This window comes from Neobacillus rhizophilus, assembly GCF_018343535.1.
In the GTDB taxonomy this organism is placed as follows: domain Bacteria; phylum Bacillota; class Bacilli; order Bacillales; family Cytobacillaceae; genus Neobacillus; species Neobacillus rhizophilus.
The window spans coordinates 950,558-968,178 of record NZ_JAGYPF010000001.1 but is presented as its reverse complement, the minus strand read 5'-3'; the positions used below and the strand labels follow the sequence as shown (position 1 = coordinate 968,178).

Annotated in this window: 11 protein-coding genes; 9 read left to right on the top strand and 2 right to left on the bottom strand. The window is 38.9% G+C overall.

All coding sequences use genetic code 11. The annotated features are described in order from the left end of the window. Position 1 precedes the first annotated feature (1 nt). Entirely contained in the window at positions 2 to 1,282 is a 1,281-nt protein-coding gene (locus tag KHA99_RS04455; protein WP_213116200.1) for a TRAP transporter large permease, read from the top strand. 92 nt (positions 1,283 to 1,374) lie between these two features. Here the strand turns inward: KHA99_RS04455 and KHA99_RS04450 are convergent, their stop codons facing one another. Beyond that, entirely contained in the window at positions 1,375 to 2,277 is a 903-nt protein-coding gene (locus KHA99_RS04450) for a LysR family transcriptional regulator (protein ID WP_213116199.1), read from the bottom strand. A gap of 311 nt (positions 2,278 to 2,588) precedes the next feature. On the opposite strand from KHA99_RS04450, the gene KHA99_RS04445 reads away from it, so the two are divergent. The 7 genes from KHA99_RS04445 to KHA99_RS04415 all read left to right on the top strand — a co-directional run bounded on the left by KHA99_RS04445 (position 2,589) and on the right by KHA99_RS04415 (position 15,084). Continuing rightward, entirely contained in the window at positions 2,589 to 4,034 is a 1,446-nt protein-coding gene (locus KHA99_RS04445) for a DEAD/DEAH box helicase (RefSeq protein ID WP_213116198.1), read from the top strand. 227 nt (positions 4,035 to 4,261) lie between these two features. After that, the gene (locus KHA99_RS31325) at positions 4,262 to 5,335 is read left to right on the top strand and encodes a Wadjet anti-phage system protein JetD domain-containing protein (protein WP_213116197.1); all 1,074 of its coding nucleotides are present in this window, start codon (positions 4,262 to 4,264) and stop codon (positions 5,333 to 5,335) included. Next, on the top strand, positions 5,326 to 6,840 hold the full coding sequence (locus KHA99_RS04435) for a hypothetical protein (protein ID WP_249366426.1): 1,515 nt from the start codon (positions 5,326 to 5,328) through the stop codon (positions 6,838 to 6,840). Before KHA99_RS31325 ends, KHA99_RS04435 begins: the two co-directional genes overlap by 10 nt. Beyond that, entirely contained in the window at positions 6,837 to 7,586 is a 750-nt protein-coding gene (locus KHA99_RS04430; RefSeq protein ID WP_213116195.1) for a DUF6063 family protein, read from the top strand. The genes KHA99_RS04435 and KHA99_RS04430 overlap by 4 nt, the downstream gene beginning before the upstream one ends. Next, on the top strand, positions 7,564 to 12,030 hold the full coding sequence (locus KHA99_RS04425) for a coiled-coil domain-containing protein (RefSeq protein WP_213116194.1): 4,467 nt from the start codon (positions 7,564 to 7,566) through the stop codon (positions 12,028 to 12,030). The genes KHA99_RS04430 and KHA99_RS04425 overlap by 23 nt, the downstream gene beginning before the upstream one ends. A 135-nt stretch (positions 12,031 to 12,165) precedes the next feature. After that, a complete protein-coding gene (locus KHA99_RS04420) occupies positions 12,166 to 12,618 on the top strand; it encodes a S1 domain-containing RNA-binding protein (RefSeq protein ID WP_213116193.1) in 453 nt (150 codons plus the stop codon). Positions 12,619 to 13,590: 972 nt separating this feature from the next. Further along, positions 13,591 to 15,084, top strand: a complete 1,494-nt coding sequence (locus KHA99_RS04415) for a class I adenylate-forming enzyme family protein (RefSeq protein WP_213116192.1) — start codon at positions 13,591 to 13,593, stop codon at positions 15,082 to 15,084. Positions 15,085 to 15,166: 82 nt separating this feature from the next. Here the strand turns inward: KHA99_RS04415 and KHA99_RS04410 are convergent, their stop codons facing one another. Further along, complete coding sequence (locus tag KHA99_RS04410; protein ID WP_249366425.1) at positions 15,167 to 16,480, bottom strand: MFS transporter; 1,314 nt, start codon at positions 16,478 to 16,480, stop codon at positions 15,167 to 15,169. Positions 16,481 to 16,605: 125 nt separating this feature from the next. Between KHA99_RS04410 and KHA99_RS04405 the strand changes: the two genes are divergently transcribed. After that, positions 16,606 to 17,520 carry a LysR family transcriptional regulator gene (locus KHA99_RS04405; RefSeq protein ID WP_213116191.1) on the top strand — a complete coding sequence of 305 codons (915 nt, stop codon included), beginning with the start codon at positions 16,606 to 16,608 and terminating at the stop codon, positions 17,518 to 17,520. Positions 17,521 to 17,621 lie beyond the last annotated feature (101 nt).

The window sequence follows — 17,621 nt, the reverse complement described above, 5'->3', positions numbered from 1 at the left end:
AATGATCTCTTTAACATCGATACTTATATTGCTAGCTGCTCTATTGATTTGTTTGATCTTAGGTGTACCTATTGGGTTTTCACTAGGACTGTCCGGTTTGTTAACAATCCTTTTTACGGTAGGCGATCAGTTTATGATTCAGGTACCTATGACTCTATACAAGTCATTATCTGAATTTGTTTTTGTAGCCATCCCACTATATATTCTGATGGGGGAGATTTTATATCAGGGTAAAAGTGGAGAACGCATATTTTGGGTAGCTAATTCTTGGTTACACCGAGTTCGTGGAGGAACCGGTGTTGCTACTGTTGCAGCTTATACCTTTTTTGCTGCCATTGTTGGATCGAGTATGACTTCCGTACTGACAATTGGAAAAATCGCTATTCCTGAAATGAAAAAACAAAAATATTCCAAAGGACTTACCTATGGTCTTTCGGCTATCGGTGGTTCGTTAGGTATCCTTATCCCGCCTAGTATTCCGCTTATTCTTTATGCATCATTAACTAATACATCACCGGGTAAGCTATTTATGGCGGGTATTATTCCCGGATTAATTTTGGCTTTTATTCTTTCCATTTGGACGGCGATGAAAGCACCTCGGGGTCTCAATATTGATTCATCTCATTTGACTAGTGATCGACTGCGTAACACGCTTAAAGCTCTTCCTGATATGTTGCTGCCAGTGGTTGTTCTTGGTGGAATTTATAAAGGAATTTACACACCTACAGAAGCAGCTGCAGTTGGTGTGATTTATGCCTTAGTTTTAACAGTCTTTATTCATAAAAATTTAAGTATTAAGGACTTAGGGAATGTTCTAGTGGAATCTGTAAAAACAACGGCTATGCTTCTGAGCATCGTTGTTGGCGCACTTGTCTTTGGTGCCGCTCTAACTTTAGTGGGTCTTCCAAAGTATTTATCAGATGTTCTTATTGGACTATCAGTAAGTCCATTACTGGTCCTGCTCATTATGAATATCATCTGGATCATTATGGGTATGTTTTTAGAGGTAGTTTCTATATTATTAATTACGACACCTATCTTTTTTCCGATTGCAATGGCTATGGGATATGATCCTGTTTGGTTCGGAATTATTATGGTATTAAATATGGAACTTGCTGTAATTACTCCACCTGTGGGGATGAACCTATTTGCAATCAAATCTATCATGCCCGAAGAACCTTTAGAATTAATCATGAAAAGCGTCTTGCCATTCGCGCTTTTTGCTGTACTAGTACTTGTTATTGTTTGGATTTTCCCTTCAGTAGCAATTGGCATTCTGTAATGGTATAAAATATAAAGTTCATACACTTTAATGTGGATAATTTCGAGGGTTTTTCAAGAATATTATCCACATTTTTTTAATTTAGTCTTCTTTTAACCGGTGTATTTCGAATTGGTAACTATTTTCATAATGTCGATAAAGGAACGCGCTGCTTTAGAAAGATACCTTCCATTCTTGTAAACAAACACGACTTTTCTCTTATGGTTGTTAGCCAAACGAACTGGCAAATAAACTAACGGTTGGGGAGCCGGCGTGTTTTTTATTACCATACCCGGGACGAAGGTAATTCCCATCCCTGTTGATACTAGAGAAAGACAAGTCAATATATTAATACTTTCGAATATAATCGTTGGTTCAAAACCAGCCTTTCTACATAGATTCTCCGTTTCTATTCTAAATGAAGACTCTTTTTTTAATAGGATAAAGAACTCTTCTTGAAAATCACTCAAATTCACCTTTTTAGATTTGGCTAGAGGATGTGAAGGAGGAACGGCGAGATAAACATCGTCTTCTAGTATGGTTTCTATTTCAAGTTCTTTATGTGTTATGGGCATAGATTGTAAGCTAATTTCAACCTGCCCCCGTAACACCAGTAATTCTAGGTTGGGAGCATTATCTTCAAGGAGGACAAGTTCTATTCCAGGATATTTATTTTTAAATGCTGAAATGGCTTCAGGTAATAAGTATGCACCTGTTGTTGCCAAACTCCCAATACACAACTGACCTTTCTGCATATCGGTTACATCATCGATTTGTTTTTTTAACTGATTGAATTGATCATTTATTTTTAAGGCGTGTTCAACAAAAACTTTTCCTGTATAGGTCAGTTGTACTTCACCATGACCTCTATTGAATAATTGAGTACCAAGCTCATTTTCTAGTTTCATAATTTGATAACTTAAGGAGGGCTGCGCCATATGAAGTTTTTCCGCCGCTTTTGAAAAGTTTTTCTCATTTGCTAGCATAATCACATAGCGAAGGATTTTGGGTTCCAAGACTCTCACCCCACACCTATAGAATTTAGATATATATTAATCAAAATTTTATCTTAGACTCTGTGGAAATACAATGAAATGAAATTAAATATTTATACAAATCGGAATATTTAATCTCTTATGGAATTTACTAAAGCCACTTTTGAGTTTTACTGCCCATTTTGAATCCCCCAGCTGCAACAGTGTTTTTCACTGTTCGTTTTTCCCCTCATTTCAAGTATAATGACTATTATTCAGATTATGCATATGATATTTCTTCGAGAGAAATCCTATATATAAGCCGGATAATACATAAAAAACGAGGTTAATACATGAGTGAAACTAGTTTTGAGGTTTATAATTTAAGCGATGAAATAAGAAGATCTTTAGAGGTATTAAAATATGAAGCTCCGACAGAGGTTCAGGGTAAAGTTATTCCGTTAGCATTGGCAAATCAAGATCTTGTTGTAAAATCTCAAACAGGCAGCGGCAAGACTGCGTCTTTTGGAATACCTATTTGCGAACTGATCCAATGGGAAGAAAAACTGCCACAGGTCTTAATTCTTACACCAACCAGAGAATTGGCAGTTCAAGTTCGCGATGACATCACGAATATTGGAAGGTTTAAACGAATCAAAGCAATGGCTGTTTACGGAAAAGAACCTTTTACGAAACAAAAAGAAGAATTGAAACAAAAAACCCATGTAGTTGTTGGTACCCCAGGACGAGTTATGGATCATATTGAAAGAGGGACCCTAGTTCTAGATAAAATAAAGTATCTCATTATAGATGAAGCTGATGAAATGCTTAATATGGGTTTTATCGATGAAGTCGAAGCAATTATCAATGAACTCCCTTTAAACAGAGTAACAATGGTATTTTCGGCAACATTACCTAAGGATGTTGAAAACCTCTGCCATAAGTATATGGAAAATCCTATTAATGTCGAGATTGAGGCTACCGGTGTCACGGCGGATACAATAGAACATCGTTTAATTGAAGTGACGGAAGATGAAAAAATTCCACTCCTAAAGGCCATCACCGTCGTTGAAAATCCAGACAGCTGTCTTATTTTTTGCCGAACAAAAGAACACGTTGATACTGTCTATACCGAATTGGAAGAATCCGATTATTCTTGTGAAAGACTCCATGGCGGATTAGAACAACAAGATCGGTTTGCTGTAATGGATGGTTTTAAAATGGGGAATTTCCGTTATTTAGTTGCCACCGACGTAGCAGCGCGAGGTATTGATATTGATAATGTGACACTTGTTATCAACTTTGATGTTCCAATGGAAAAAGAGAGTTATGTCCACCGGACAGGCCGAACCGGTCGCGCAGGAAATGAAGGAAAAGCGATTACGTTTGCGACACCTTATGAAGGAAAATTCGTTAAAGATATTGAACGGTATATTGGCTTTGAAATACCAATAATGGATGCACCTAAGCCACACGAAGTTGCTGATAAAAAAGCTGCTTTCAAGGAAAAAATCAGCGGCCGACGGGTCGTAAGAAATAATAGAACCGCCAGAATTAACCAAGATATCATGAAACTATATTTTGGCGGTGGAAAAAAGAAGAAGCTTCGAGCAGTAGATTTTGTTGGAACGATTGCGAAAATTCCTGGAGTAACTGCAGATGATATTGGAATTATTACGATCCAGGATCAAATGTCCTATGTTGATATTCTGAACGGAAAAGGCTCGCTCGTTTTACAAGCCATGGAGAATACAACCATAAAAGGGAAGAAGCTAAAAGTTAGTAAAGCCCTAAAATAATTATACACTGAATTCCAGTGCCTGACCCCCGACATTTTAAGCGTTACAGCGCCGGGGGTCAGGCATTATTTTTCGGTGAATTTTTTCACTGATGCGTTTTTTTGTTTATTCAATCTATTATTTTAGAAAAATTTCATTTACGAACAATCACGCAACTAGTCTATAATAAAAGGATGGCCAAATAAGGTATTCGGAGTCTATTCATGACCCCAAGAAGATGTAAGTAGGTGAGTACAATCGACATCATTGAAACAAGGGTGAGAGGATTTATTAGCGATATTCAACACCCTAAACAAAAAAAGAAAATTAATAGTAACGATTTAGAATTTCAGTTACGCAAGCTAGTGGATGATTATTTTGAAATGGACGGCTATTCGTTGTTTTATCGCGCAATTGAAACATTGCAAGCGGAGGGACAGCTAATCCCTATTCAAAATAATCAATACAATGGTAAAACCCCTGCTCTTGCCTTATATTACTGGGTCAATATAAAAGTTCAGGCCGACAAATGGGATCGTCTTGAGATGATGAAATTAAGTGATCGGTTTGATTTTTCCTATTATGAGCGGCATCCCGAATGGCAGACGAAAGAAGAATGGCAGCGAATCGAGAATTTATATAGTTTTCTAAAGTCCAGCCTGGAACGGGAAATCGTATCATTCGAAGAAAGAAGCCTGGAACTCTTCGGCCATGAAAAATTCTTATTGGATAGTGATCAATTTCCTGATGGAAAAGGCTTTTTAACGAGAATCGGAATATCTGAGGACCAACTTAAAATGGTGAAGTATGGGGAGCCTTTTGTATTTTGGATGAAACAAGGGAAAGAAATAAAAGATATTCATAGAGTACTCATCGTCGAAAATCTATCGTTCTTTCATACTTCTATTAAATTATTGGAAGCGAATCAACTCGATTATGAGCCAGAGCTCATTATTTATGGGGAAGGCACGAAAATTGAACAGAGCTTTTCCTTTTTCTTTCGAATGTTTCCGCCCAAATCCTATCTATTCTACTACGCAGGGGATCTTGATGCGGCAGGGTACGGTATCCTCATCAGGCTAATTGAAAAATACCCAGATTGCAGCATTCAGCCTGCCTTAAAAATTTATCGGAAAATGCTAGAATGTCGAGAACAAAAAAATGACCAGAAAATGGGGCAAACGCAAAACCTGAAATACCGTGATTTATTTTTTCAATGGTTTACAGATGAGGAGCAGGCATTATTACAGCAATTATGGCAGGAAAACAAGCGAATCCCGCAAGAGGTATTAACGATTGAAACATGGAGGAGATGGATGTGAACGAATCATGGGAAGGTTTTGCCCAGCGGATGCAACGATTAAATCCACTGTTTGAGCTTGGCAGGGGAATGGAAGTAGGGGAGCTGAAGCCTTATGTCCAAACGATTCTCATGCAAGTGCTCCTGACCATCTTTTACCGGGAACTAAATGATGATGATCATAGACGCAAATCCGATATCAAGTATATGGTAGAGGATTCCATTAAGCAAATGAAGCTGCTGGCCGACGATAAGCAAATAGACCGGATTACAAGCGGGCTATTATATCAAGGAAAAGAAGAGTATAGCCAACCGTTTGAAGCTTTATATTACGATGAAATAAAACAATCATGGGAAACTCAGGTCTTTCGTTATGTCACGATGGATGAAATATATACGAATTTAGAGTTGGGCGGATCGATTGTTTATAAACTTACGGATGTCTCTCAGGAAATGATTTTTATGAGCAGGGAAATGGCCGAAGAATTCTCCATCACAATCGAACAGCTTTATAGTATGCAGCTAATTAAGAATGGTAATTTTCGAAAAGCTACCCGAAACCTCGATCACCTCATTTCACGCGTAAATCGCTTAATGGCAAAGGAATTCACTTTCCAAAAGGAAATGATCAATAATCCTAAAATTTTGCTGATGGAAGAAGAATGGCAAAGGGCCGACAATCGGGTTGAAATTGAAAAGCAATTTGAGGAAGAAAAAAATCACTTTCGGACCATTACTAGGATGATAGAGAAATCGAAACGAAGAAATGAAGAGGATCATCCTATCCAAAAAGAATTGTTTCTCCTCCAAGAAAAAATTGGCCATACAAGGCAGCTGCATGACCGATTTGCCAAGCTAGTTATTCAAAATATCTCCTATGAGATGAAATTAAAGGCGGAGAACCCCTCCTTGTTTTGGGAAACCAGTCTGGTATCATTTCGCGAACATTTTTATGAAAATTGGTTAATGAAGGAAGGGGTCAAAAGTTTCGAGACGATTGAAAGAGTTCTTTCTCCCTTATTTTCACCGAAGAATGAATTTATTCTGCCGCTTGATTGGATCTGGGGTGAACAAGAATTTGATGAAAAACAACTAACGGATGCTGTAATCGAAGAAGAATCAGAAGAAAGCATTACTCGATTGCGAGTGACGAACTGGGAGTCTGTAGTTAAGGCCTGGAGTTATGTTTTTCAGCATTTACAAACATACGGAGAGTTTTCATTAGCTGATTTATCCACGCTTCCATTAGAAGTACAGGATTTATGGTTTGAAGAATCTGAATCGATTGATTTATGGATGATGTTTGATAAAAAGCCGCTAAAGGTTCAAGTGCTGCATCGGAAAGAAGAAACATTAAGTGACGAGCGGGAAATTCTTCTTTATAAACTAATGCAGGAATATCCGCAATTTCAAGTGTTTGAAGGCTTGAAAATCTTTACAATGTTTGATCATCGGGCGGAGTCTTTTCTTTGGTATCAAACGAAAATTACCCCGTTTAAGATTTGTGTACTGGAGGAAAAAAGATGAATGCAGAATCCATTAAAAAAGCATCAGCTGTCTATTTTACTCTATTAAAAGAAAAAGTAATTGACGAAAATAGCGAACATTTCGAGACGTATTTTGATCCGGAAGTGAGACAGACCGTTCTTTTATTAACAGACGAATCAGGTACATATATTATTGAATCGCCTAAACGGATCCATTTGGTTGTCCAGCCCACTGGCTCTATCTTTGCTACAAATTTTACGCATCTGAAAGACAAGCATAAGCAAATCGAATCGAAAAAGCACTTTCATCTTGTTAGTATTGTCATCATGGCTTTTTTGGCGGCCATTGACAGCAATCAGGCTGCTAAAATCCGTACGAAGCGGGAAGGAATTAGCTATTACGCATTAGAGCGTCTTGTCAACGATCTTATCATGAAATGGGATAGTATTCTTAAAGTGAAACCCGTATTCGGAGAAGAGGAAAGAATTGATATGAAGGATGTTGTGACAACCTGGAAATACATGGAGGTTGAAACGGATGATTATGGGGCTAAAAAAGGCAATAGACGTACCAGAATCGGTTTAATTGCAAGCAGCATGCGCTTATTAGAGACAGAGGGACTAATTATCATTCTGGACCGGGATGATATTCCAAAAGCAATTCCGAAACAAGAGCTGTTTGAGCGAATTGAATACCTCTATCACGATTATGATCGTTATGAATTATTCAAAAAACTAATGACTACGGAGGAGGAGGAGGAGCATGCCGAAAATCCATCGAATTAGAATTGTAGGCCTGAAGTATGATGGCATGCAAAAGCAATATAAAGATACCACCTTTCACTTTCATAATGGCGAGACATCCACAAATGGCCTTATTGCGATGATGAATGGGGGCGGGAAAGGGGTATTTCTGCAAACCATCTTCCAAATTCTTAAACCTGGAACCTCATGGGGAAAACAAAACAATCGTTATTATCAGCAGTTCTTTTTTAATAATAAAGAGCAATTTATTCCTTATACCTTTCATGTTCTCATTCAATGGGAATTGGACGGTTCAGACCGACGGCATCTGGTAACGGGAGGAATGTTCTCAGCCGAACAGCGGATTTCGATGAATGAAGAAAGTGGTAATGATCGCAAAACCTTGGAACAGGAAGCGAAGATCGTCCCTAATATTACGTTTTATACAAGAGAATTTGAACGGAAGGAAGAGGTATCGCTAGAGCATATTCCATTATTTGAAAATGATGAGGTTGCTGATACTGAAAGCCTGAAGGACTATTTAAAATGGAATGGCTATGATGTTTACCGAGATACAAAGAAACACTATCGCATTCTTGATACATACGGAATTAACCGTAAAGATTGGGATATTATGAAAGACATTAACAAGGATGAAGGCGGCGTTGGCAAATACTTTGAGGGGGCCGAGGATGATCATTCCCTATTCCAAAAACGTATCATTCCTACGGTTAGTCAAGTTTTGCACCGGACAGAAGAGCAAAAGAACGATCTTGTCGAGATTTTCAAAAGTCAGGCGAGTATCGCGAAAGATTTGCCTATTCTTCTAAAAAGAGAGCAAGCACATAAGGAATTTTTAGAAGACATTGTCCCTTTTGAAGAGAACCTAGCTAAAGGAGCAGAACATAAAGACATTGTGCAAGCAAGTATAAAAGAAGGTAGACAACTGTTAGGTGCTTTAGAACATTTAAAGCAATCGGAAGAGGAAATGCTGCTTGTTTTAAAGGAAGACATTGAAAAATTAACGATAAGGCAAGCTGATTTACGCTATCAAAAAGACAATCTAGAATATGCAAAAGCTCACCGAGAGGTACTGGATTGGGAGAAGAAGTTAGGAGAAGGAAGGAATAAGCATACTTCCTTACAAGCAATAGTTCAGGAAAAACAAGAACGAAAAGAACAGCTAGCCTTTCAGGTATTATTAAAAGAGTGGAGTGAAAACGAGCAAAGTATTCGCGCTCTTTCACAGCAGATTGCGACATTAGAACAAAATAGCGGCCTAGAGCAAGTAAATCAAAGAATGGATGAAATCAAAGAAGAAGCAGGAAAGCAATGGGATCATTCGTATCTTTCCATTAAAGAAGCTGTTAAGCAGTATCTGGGCTATCAAAAGTTCTTGAAGAAAAAAGGAAACGACCTGTCGCAGCAGGAGAAACTAAAGACTAGTGAGATTGCTCGGCTTAGTACGGAAATTGATCTCCTATATACACAAATGCATACATTTGAGTCTAAGGAAGAAAACCTCATAAAAGAATTTGGTGACCGGATAACCTATGATTTAAAGGGATTTATCGAATTTCTTTCTAAACAAATTGATAACAAAAAGGTCTCTATAGAAGAGTTGCAAGCAAAAGATAAAGAATCTAGTGAAGTGCAAAACCAATTTGCCACTGCTCATGGTACGCTTGTCCAATCGATTCAGTTTTCGGAAGAAAAATGTGAAAAATTAAAGGAAGCAAATGAGGAGCAAACACAAAAAGAAGCAACACTGTTGGATCGGCTTCGTGGATTATTAGAAGATGTCGCTGCACCACTAACTCATGCGCTTCTTTCGAAATATGTCATCCAGATTGAAGACATACTAGGCAATAATAGAGAACAAGGTGAACAAATTAAAAAAGATCTATGGGAAATACAACTGGATCATTCCTTAAATGATGAGCACTTCTGGATACCGAATAAAGATGTGAAAGAATTAAAAGAATGGATTGATGAAAAGACTGGAATCGATGTGTTTTATGGAACGCAATTTCTCCAATCTTTAAGTAAAGAAGAACTTGCGAATTACCTTGAGACATATCCGCTCCTTCCATATGGGTTAGTCGTTAGCGGGCAGCAATGGCAAAAGATTAATCAGCAGGTTCTTTCTAGTAGAATGTTTAAAAGTCCAGTTCCGATATTTTTACGTGAGGAAATGAACAGTGAAAATCACCAGCCAACCTTTGTGATTATTAACGGAACAGAGAAAGAGCTATTAACCGATAAAAATCAATTTACCAACTGGAAAATTAGTATTGCTAAGCAAATAGAAGAAAAGAAAGAAACACTTATTGAAATTGAAAAAACAGAAACGTCCTTACGTCGTATTTTAAAAGAAATGGATCGATTTTTATCACACGAGCTTGCGGTGGATATTGAGAGAGAGCTCAATCAGGAACAGTTCACTCTTCATTCTATGAAGACGAAATTACAGGAAATCACAACACAGCAGCAAAAAGAAAAAGAATTACAGCTGCAGCTAAAAGAACAGATTGAGGCTGCAAAAGAAAAAATCGAAAAGCTTACAAAAGATGTAGAAACTTTAGAGGAATTTGATCGTGAAAAGTTAATTCATCAAGAAAATAAACGTGTGAAGTTTGAGAAAGAGGAACAAAAGGAAGCTTCAGTTTTAGCGCAACAGGAAATAGGAAAAGAGCACCAAAATATCAGTGACCTGCAAACCAAGTGGCATCAAACGTATTTAGAATGGAAGGTTACGACCGAACAAACGATTAAAGAGATTGGCGTCTTTATTGAAACAGCGGTATTTCCTTCTGATGAAAAAGCAGAGCAGTGTGAGGACATCCCACGGTTGTCATTTCATTTATTAGAGGAGCTAAATAGCAGTATTGAAGAGTTAAAACAGCTCCAAAAGTCAAAAGAAGAACAAGCAAGAGAATTGCTGGTTATTCAAGCAAAAAAAGAAACAGAACAAAAGCAGCAAAATAAATTAGAGAAAAAACTAGATACCTATAACAAGGAGTGGAAAGACGCTCCTGAACCAGATGAACCTATAACCATATTAGAAAATATGCTGCAAACAGCCCAAAAGGAAGCAAAGACTGCGGAAAAGGAAGAACGGGAACAAGGAACGGCTGTAACCGTCGCAGAAACTTCCTTGAAGCATGCAATTGTTCAGCGTGATAAGTCAGGAAAGAAAGTGGCCAAACATGAAAAGCCGCCTGAAGAATGGGAAGGGCTTGACTTAGAAGTAAAAGGAGTAGAAATACAAGACCAAACGAAACTAACGATAGAGGAAGTAAAGCAGGCTGAAAAGCGCCAAAAAGAAATAGACTCCAACATTGCAGGTTTCGAAGGGGACTTGTTAACCTTATCCGTGGTCCTTAAGGAGGAAGCGGCAGCATTTACTGATATGGATGTAGAAAAAGTCAGGAGTCAAGGGAAAGCATGTATCATATCCTGGTGTGAAAAACATCAAGTGATTCAGGAAGAAGGCAAAGAGAAGCATGCGAAAATCGAACAATCCTTACGTAATGTTAAGCAAACGATTGAAGGAAAAGATTGGGAGATTCGTTTTAAAAATGAAGTATTAACAACACTAGACCATATGGATACGAGGCATTATTCGCATATTCAAAGCATCGTTAAAAATATGAAGCGCTTCTCACAAGGTGGTTTGGAACAATTAGAACGTGACAAAGAACGGGCAGAAAAGGCTCAAAACTTCTGGGCCAGCCGGGCAAGCATGAAGGTGATGAGTATTTCAGAGGCGATTCGTTCCATGATTGCAAAAATGAAGCTGAAAAATGAACGAGGATCCTTCCCGCTTGTGCAGCTAAAAGAAGATATTTTACCTAAAAAGCCCGAAGATATCGAGCCGCTGCTGAAGCAGCATTTTGTCACTGCCATCAACAAAATTACCAAACAATTTGATACGATTGATCATAATAATCTTGCTGTAGACCAAGAAATAAAACAACTTATTAGCGATGAGCAGATTTTGTTTGTATCCCTACGAAATCGATATCCTGAGCTTCTTGTCTATAACATGCGAACGGATAATGCCTTTATGTACGGAAAACCGCAAAGAGAGCATTATTCAACTTGGCAGACCATAAATCAGGGCTCAAAGACGAAATCAGATGGCAGTGGAGGACAAAAGCTGTCTGCCCGAATGGTTATGATGATGATGTTATTGTCAGTTAAAAATGAGTCAGACCAAAGCTGGGTTCCTTTAGTCTGTGATAATCCGTTCGGACAAGCCGCGTCAGCACACGTCCTTGACCCGATCTTCTCTGTCGCCGAAAAACTGAAGTTCCAATTTATCGTCGTCACTCCGCCCGAACTGGTGAAAACGGAAATCAGCCGAAGGTTCGATGCCTATTATAAATTGGACTTCATTCGTGAAAAAGGAAAAGAAATTGTATCGGACACAATTGTTCCAGCATATCGGATTTATCAGGGGACTGAAGCAGCTCAGGTATGATGATATATTGAAAAATACTTCTAAACCATTTATAATTAGTAGAATATTATCCAGGCATCAATATCAATTGTTTCATTTCGTTTAATTTGTTATAATTAAGTGTTTTTAACATTCTTGAGGGGGAAAACCATTAATATGTCAGTAGAAATTGGCAGCAAAGTACAAGGTAAAGTAACAGGCATTACTAATTTCGGAGCTTTTGTAGAATTACCGGATGGATCAACAGGTCTTGTGCATATCAGTGAAGTAGCGGATAGCTATGTAAAAGATGTAAATGACCATCTTAAAATAGGCGACCAAGTTGAAGTAAAAGTAATTAGTATGAAAGACGGGAAAACTTCCTTGTCCATTAAAAAGGCGGTTGATAGACCCGAAGGACAAAGCTCTTCTTATTCTCAACGCCCATCACGTCCGGGTGGTAGAGGGGATAATCGTTCCAAAGACTTTCGTTCAAAAGGTAATTTCAAGCCAAAGGAAAGTTTTGAAGATAAAATGGCTAAATTTTTAAAGACTAGTGAAGAAAATTTGTCTACCCTAAAACGTAACAGTACTGCAAAACAGGGCGGTAGAGGTGGAAGACGCGGATAATTTGCTGCGATTTTTATCTTTCATCATATAGGTAAAGAGGCTGACCCAAAAGGTTGTTGAATGACGACACTTTTGGGTCAGCTTTTTATTTGGCTCTTTTCTAAATGAATGTTGCTTTCCGAATATAAAAACTGCTCCAAGTAAGAAGGAATAACTTATTGCTTGGTTATATGCGACCGAACACTCGGAAAAATAATATGTCCAGTCGCATATAGCCTCCGTTGGCAACGCAAAATGCTCTTGAGTTTAGGGTTGGCGAGTAAAATCTTGATTTGGGCGAGTAAATCATGAAATTAGGCGAGTAAAAGTCAAAAGTTGACGAGTAAAACCCCAAATCCAGCGAGTAAATTTTAAAAAGGTATTATTAAGATCTCATATGTTACCTAAGCCAGGCTCTCCGCCGGGCTTTTTGCTGTGAATTCCCGCCTGTAAAATAGCTTGGAAAGTAAATCAGGTATTTTGAAAAGTATTTGGCCAGAAAGTGTAAGTAAAATCGTAAAAATGGAAAGTAACTGCCCCCAATTGGAAAGTAACCACTCCAAATCGGAAAGTATATCCAAATATATGGTAATCACCCCAAAAAGGTAATTGAAAAGTTACCTTTTTGGGGTGGTTTTGCTGCTTGTTCCCCAATTACGGTCGGCAATAGCTTCCATTGGTTACTCAAAATGCTCTATTAAACTAATTTCAGACGTCAAACTCATACATAATTGCCTTGGGAATTTAATGGGGATAATATTGCGAATGGGTCAGTGAATTGACCTGTTTTTTCCCTTTTTGAATCTAAAAGTGAACCCGTTAATTTACGAAAACAGCTTTTTATTTTTATTCTAATGTGACAAGAACGAATTAGATTCTTGAGACTCGGCAGAAACCTGCGGAAATTTGTTGAATATAGAGGAATTTTAGAAAATAAAGAGAATTATTTAGTTTATTCGGAAAATTCCTAATAAAGAAGTGGGGTTGTATTAAATGTTTGTCTCAGAACAATTAGAAGAACATGTAAAGCTGCAGCCGGACAAGGTGATTACCGCTTATCAGGGCAGGGAGATGACCTACGGCCAATTATACCAGCAGGCGAAAAATTTAGCAGGGTATTTCCAGGGGAAGGGCTATCAAAAAGATGACATCATTGCGGTTTATCTGCCCAACTCTGATTATTTTGTAATCTGTTATTATGCCTGCCAGCTGGGCGGATTTTCGGTCATGCCCGTCAATACGAAATTAACTGCACCGGAAGTGGAGTATATTTTCAGCCATTCTGAAGCGAAAGCGATCATTTATGATGTAAGGTATGAAGCCCATTTGAATCAGATTGGCTCTACTTTAGAGCAGTTTAAAGACCGTTTAGCAGTTGGAGGTGAGGATTCGTTCCTGGCAGTTTTAGCAGACGACAAAATCCCTTTTCAGCCTGTAAAGATAGATCAGAATGATACAGCGGTTGTTTTTTACACATCCGGAACGACTGGCAAGCCAAAAGGGGTTATGTTATCAGCCGGAAATGTCCGTGCGGCTGCTCAAATTTGGTCAGATGTTATGGAAATATCCGCAGCTGACCGTATGCATATAGTGACCCCACTGTTCCACTGTGCTGCGAGCCATTGTTTTACCGTTCCTACTATTTATAAGGGCGGGACAGTGGTGATTGAGGAGGCTTTTTCACCTGAGCAAACCTTGAGAACAATGGAAAAAGAGAAGGTGACAATCTTCTTTGGGGTTCCGGCCATTTATAGTATTCTCTTAAATACTCCTAAAATGGCGAATACTGATCTATCTGGACTGCGCTTGTTCACTTACGGGGCCGCTCCTATGCCATATGAACTGGTTCGTACTGTAAAGGAACGCTATCCTGATGTAAAAGTACAAAACTTATATGGGCAGACAGAAAATTCACCTGGCGCCACAACCTTAAAAGACCATTATGCTCTGGACAAAGTGGGTTCTGTCGGCGAACCTTTGCCAGGTCTCGAGGTCGAGGTCGTTGATGAGTTTGGCGAGCCAGTGCCAACCGGGGAAGTAGGAGAAATTGTTGTCAAAGGGCCGCTTGTGATGAAGGGTTACTTGAAAAATGACGAAGCCACCCGGCAGGCATTAAAAAATGGCTGGTTATACAGCGGAGATTTAGGCCGCTTTGACCAGGATGGCCTGTTATATATCGTAGACCGGAAAAAGGATATGATTAACCGGGGCGGCGAAAACGTCTATCCCGTCGAGGTCGAAGAAGTCCTATACCAAATTCCGGAAATCTTGGAGGCTGCGGTAGTTGGTGTCCCGCATCCTATTTACGGTGAAGTCCCCAAAGCGTTTGTGGTACCTAAAGAAGGAAGGACTCTTACAGAAGAGGACGTCCTCACCTACTGCAAAACAAAACTGGCTAAATACAAACTACCCGTAGAACTAGACTTTCTCGATACATTACCACGCAACGCCAGTGGAAAAGTCCTGAAACACGTTTTACGGGGATAAGCATGGAGGAAGCAGAAGAATGGTTTTCTGCTTCCTTACTACTTTTAATTGAATAGTATGGGCGATTGTTAGCCCAATTATATTATTTAACGAGAGTATGCTGTTCAATTATCTTTATTTGCTTATTGAATGATAGATGTTTTGGCAATGTAAGGGAAGTTAAGCTAGCCATAATCGCAAGTGCAGCAGCAGTCATAAATGAATATAAATGAGTGCCAAAAGCATCGTATAACCAGCCGCCAAGAAACGAACCCAGGGCTGCCCCTATTTGATGTCCGAAGTATGCCCAGCCATTTAAGATGCCAAGCAAACGTGTTCCATAAAGATCACCTAAAATAGCTGTAGACATAGCAACAGATCCTGACCATACTAATCCTCCGCTAAATGCTACAATAAAGAGCTGCCAATTCGTAGCTGCAAAAACTAAACCTAAAAACCCAAGGCCGCGAACAAAATAAACTAAAAATAAAATATTTTTTCTAGGGAAACGATCTGCGATGTGACCTAAGACAAATGTACTGAACATGGCAACAATGCCAATCATTCCAACACCTAAAGAAGCAGCCATTGGCTCAAAATGATGATCCATTAACATAGGCACCCCGTGAGAACCTAATAGATTCATCCCAAACCCACAAGCGAATAAGCCTAGAACGATTTTCCAATAAGCGTTTGTCTTTACTGCATCTCTCAAATTAATTTCTGGTGGTTCTTGTTTTTCTAGACTGCCGACAGGTCCTATAATGTCAGCCCCTTCTGGAACATTCTCTCGCATAATAAAAATGGCAGAAGGAATAGTGATACTGATGAATACACCTGCAAATATTAGAAGAGTGTGCTGCCACCCTACAAGGTGGATTAGCCACGTTTCTAGAGGCGTCATAACGGCAATACCTGCCATTCCACCCGTTGCCAGATAAAAAAGTGCTTTACCTCTTTGTCTAACAAACCATTTACTGATAATAGGAGATAATGAGACATTGCTTAAAAAGGAAAGCCCAAGCGATAGAAAAACACCAAAAGAAAGTAGAAAAGAAACAAGTTCTTTGCTGTTGACCGTCCACACGATTGATAAACAAACAATCGTTAATCCCGTTAAAATCATAAAACGCGTACTTAAAGTTTTCAAAAGAAGTCCCGCGATTGGCATTCCGATCCCATAAACAATCATCCCAATGGCAACAATGATCGAAAGCTCAGTTCGAGACAGATCTAAATCATCCATAACTGGTTTAATAAAAGGGCCAATTCCCATCCGCATTCCATTCGAAAGCAAAACAATAATGGTCGCAGATAAAACAATATACCAACCATAATAAGGACGTTTGTCGTTATCCATGTTCAATACTTCTTTGTTTTTCGCTAAAGGAAGCGAGTAATGTTGTTTTCTAGCCAATCCCATACCCTCCTGTTTCCCCTTCTCCATAGAAAAAATTATAATACGGTATAATTGATAAGAAAAATATATTGTATTATTGTAGGTATAAGAATTTCTTATATCAAAAGGTGGTTTTTGAATTAATGGAGCTTAGACAGTTAACTTACTTCATCGAAGTGGCAAGACTAAATAATTTTACAAGAGCAGCCAAACGGCTAAATATAGCTCAACCGGCTCTCTCACAACAGATAGGTAATTTGGAACAAGAACTAGGCGTAAAACTATTTAAACGAACTGGGCGAGGAGTAGCATTAACAGAGGCAGGGGAGCAATTCTTTATTGGTGCTGAAAAGACTTTAGCTGAAGCGCAAAAGGCAAAAGACTCAGTTAAAGAGGTTATAAACGACCCGCACGGCACCATTATGGTAGGAGCGCTAGAATCCCTAGTACAAACTAGGCTGCCAAAGTTGCTCGTAGAGTTTGGTAAAGTGTACCCTGGGATTAAAGTGTTTATAAGGGAGAATACGACTGAACCGCTGTTAGATGCTCTGAAAAAGGGAGAATTAGAGCTCGCCTTGGCCCACGGCTTGGATGTTAAATACTCACAACATTTACTAAACTTAGTTACGCTTAAGGGGATTTGCTCGAAACCACTTTATCAAGATGAATTGGTTTTGGCCGTTGCCAACGGACATCCGCTGGAAAAGAAAAAAACCATATCCATTAATGAGCTTAGAGAGGAATCATTTGTATCCTTTAAAGAGGGATCCGGAATCCGTTCGCAATTTATTACGGCGTGCCTTAGAGAAGGATTTGAGCCACTAATAGCATACGAGTGCGCCTCTCCCCGAACACTGGTGGCAGAGGGACTAGGAGTTTCCGTTCTCCCGCGTTTAATGGCTGTGTCCCCGGGACCTTCTATTTCTATTTTGAACTTGGACCCTCCTCTTTCACGCTGGGTTTCTGTCTTTTACTGTGAGGGACGATATCTATCACCGTGCGCAAAGATTTTTTTGGGTTTTGTGGAGAAATACCTTGCTTCTGAAATGGAAGGCTGAGAATCCGGATTGAGGTAATGGCCGACATAAATTTTATATAAAACCCCTAATTAAAATTCTAGGGTTTAATACAAAATTATTTTGAAACGACCAAAAATAAT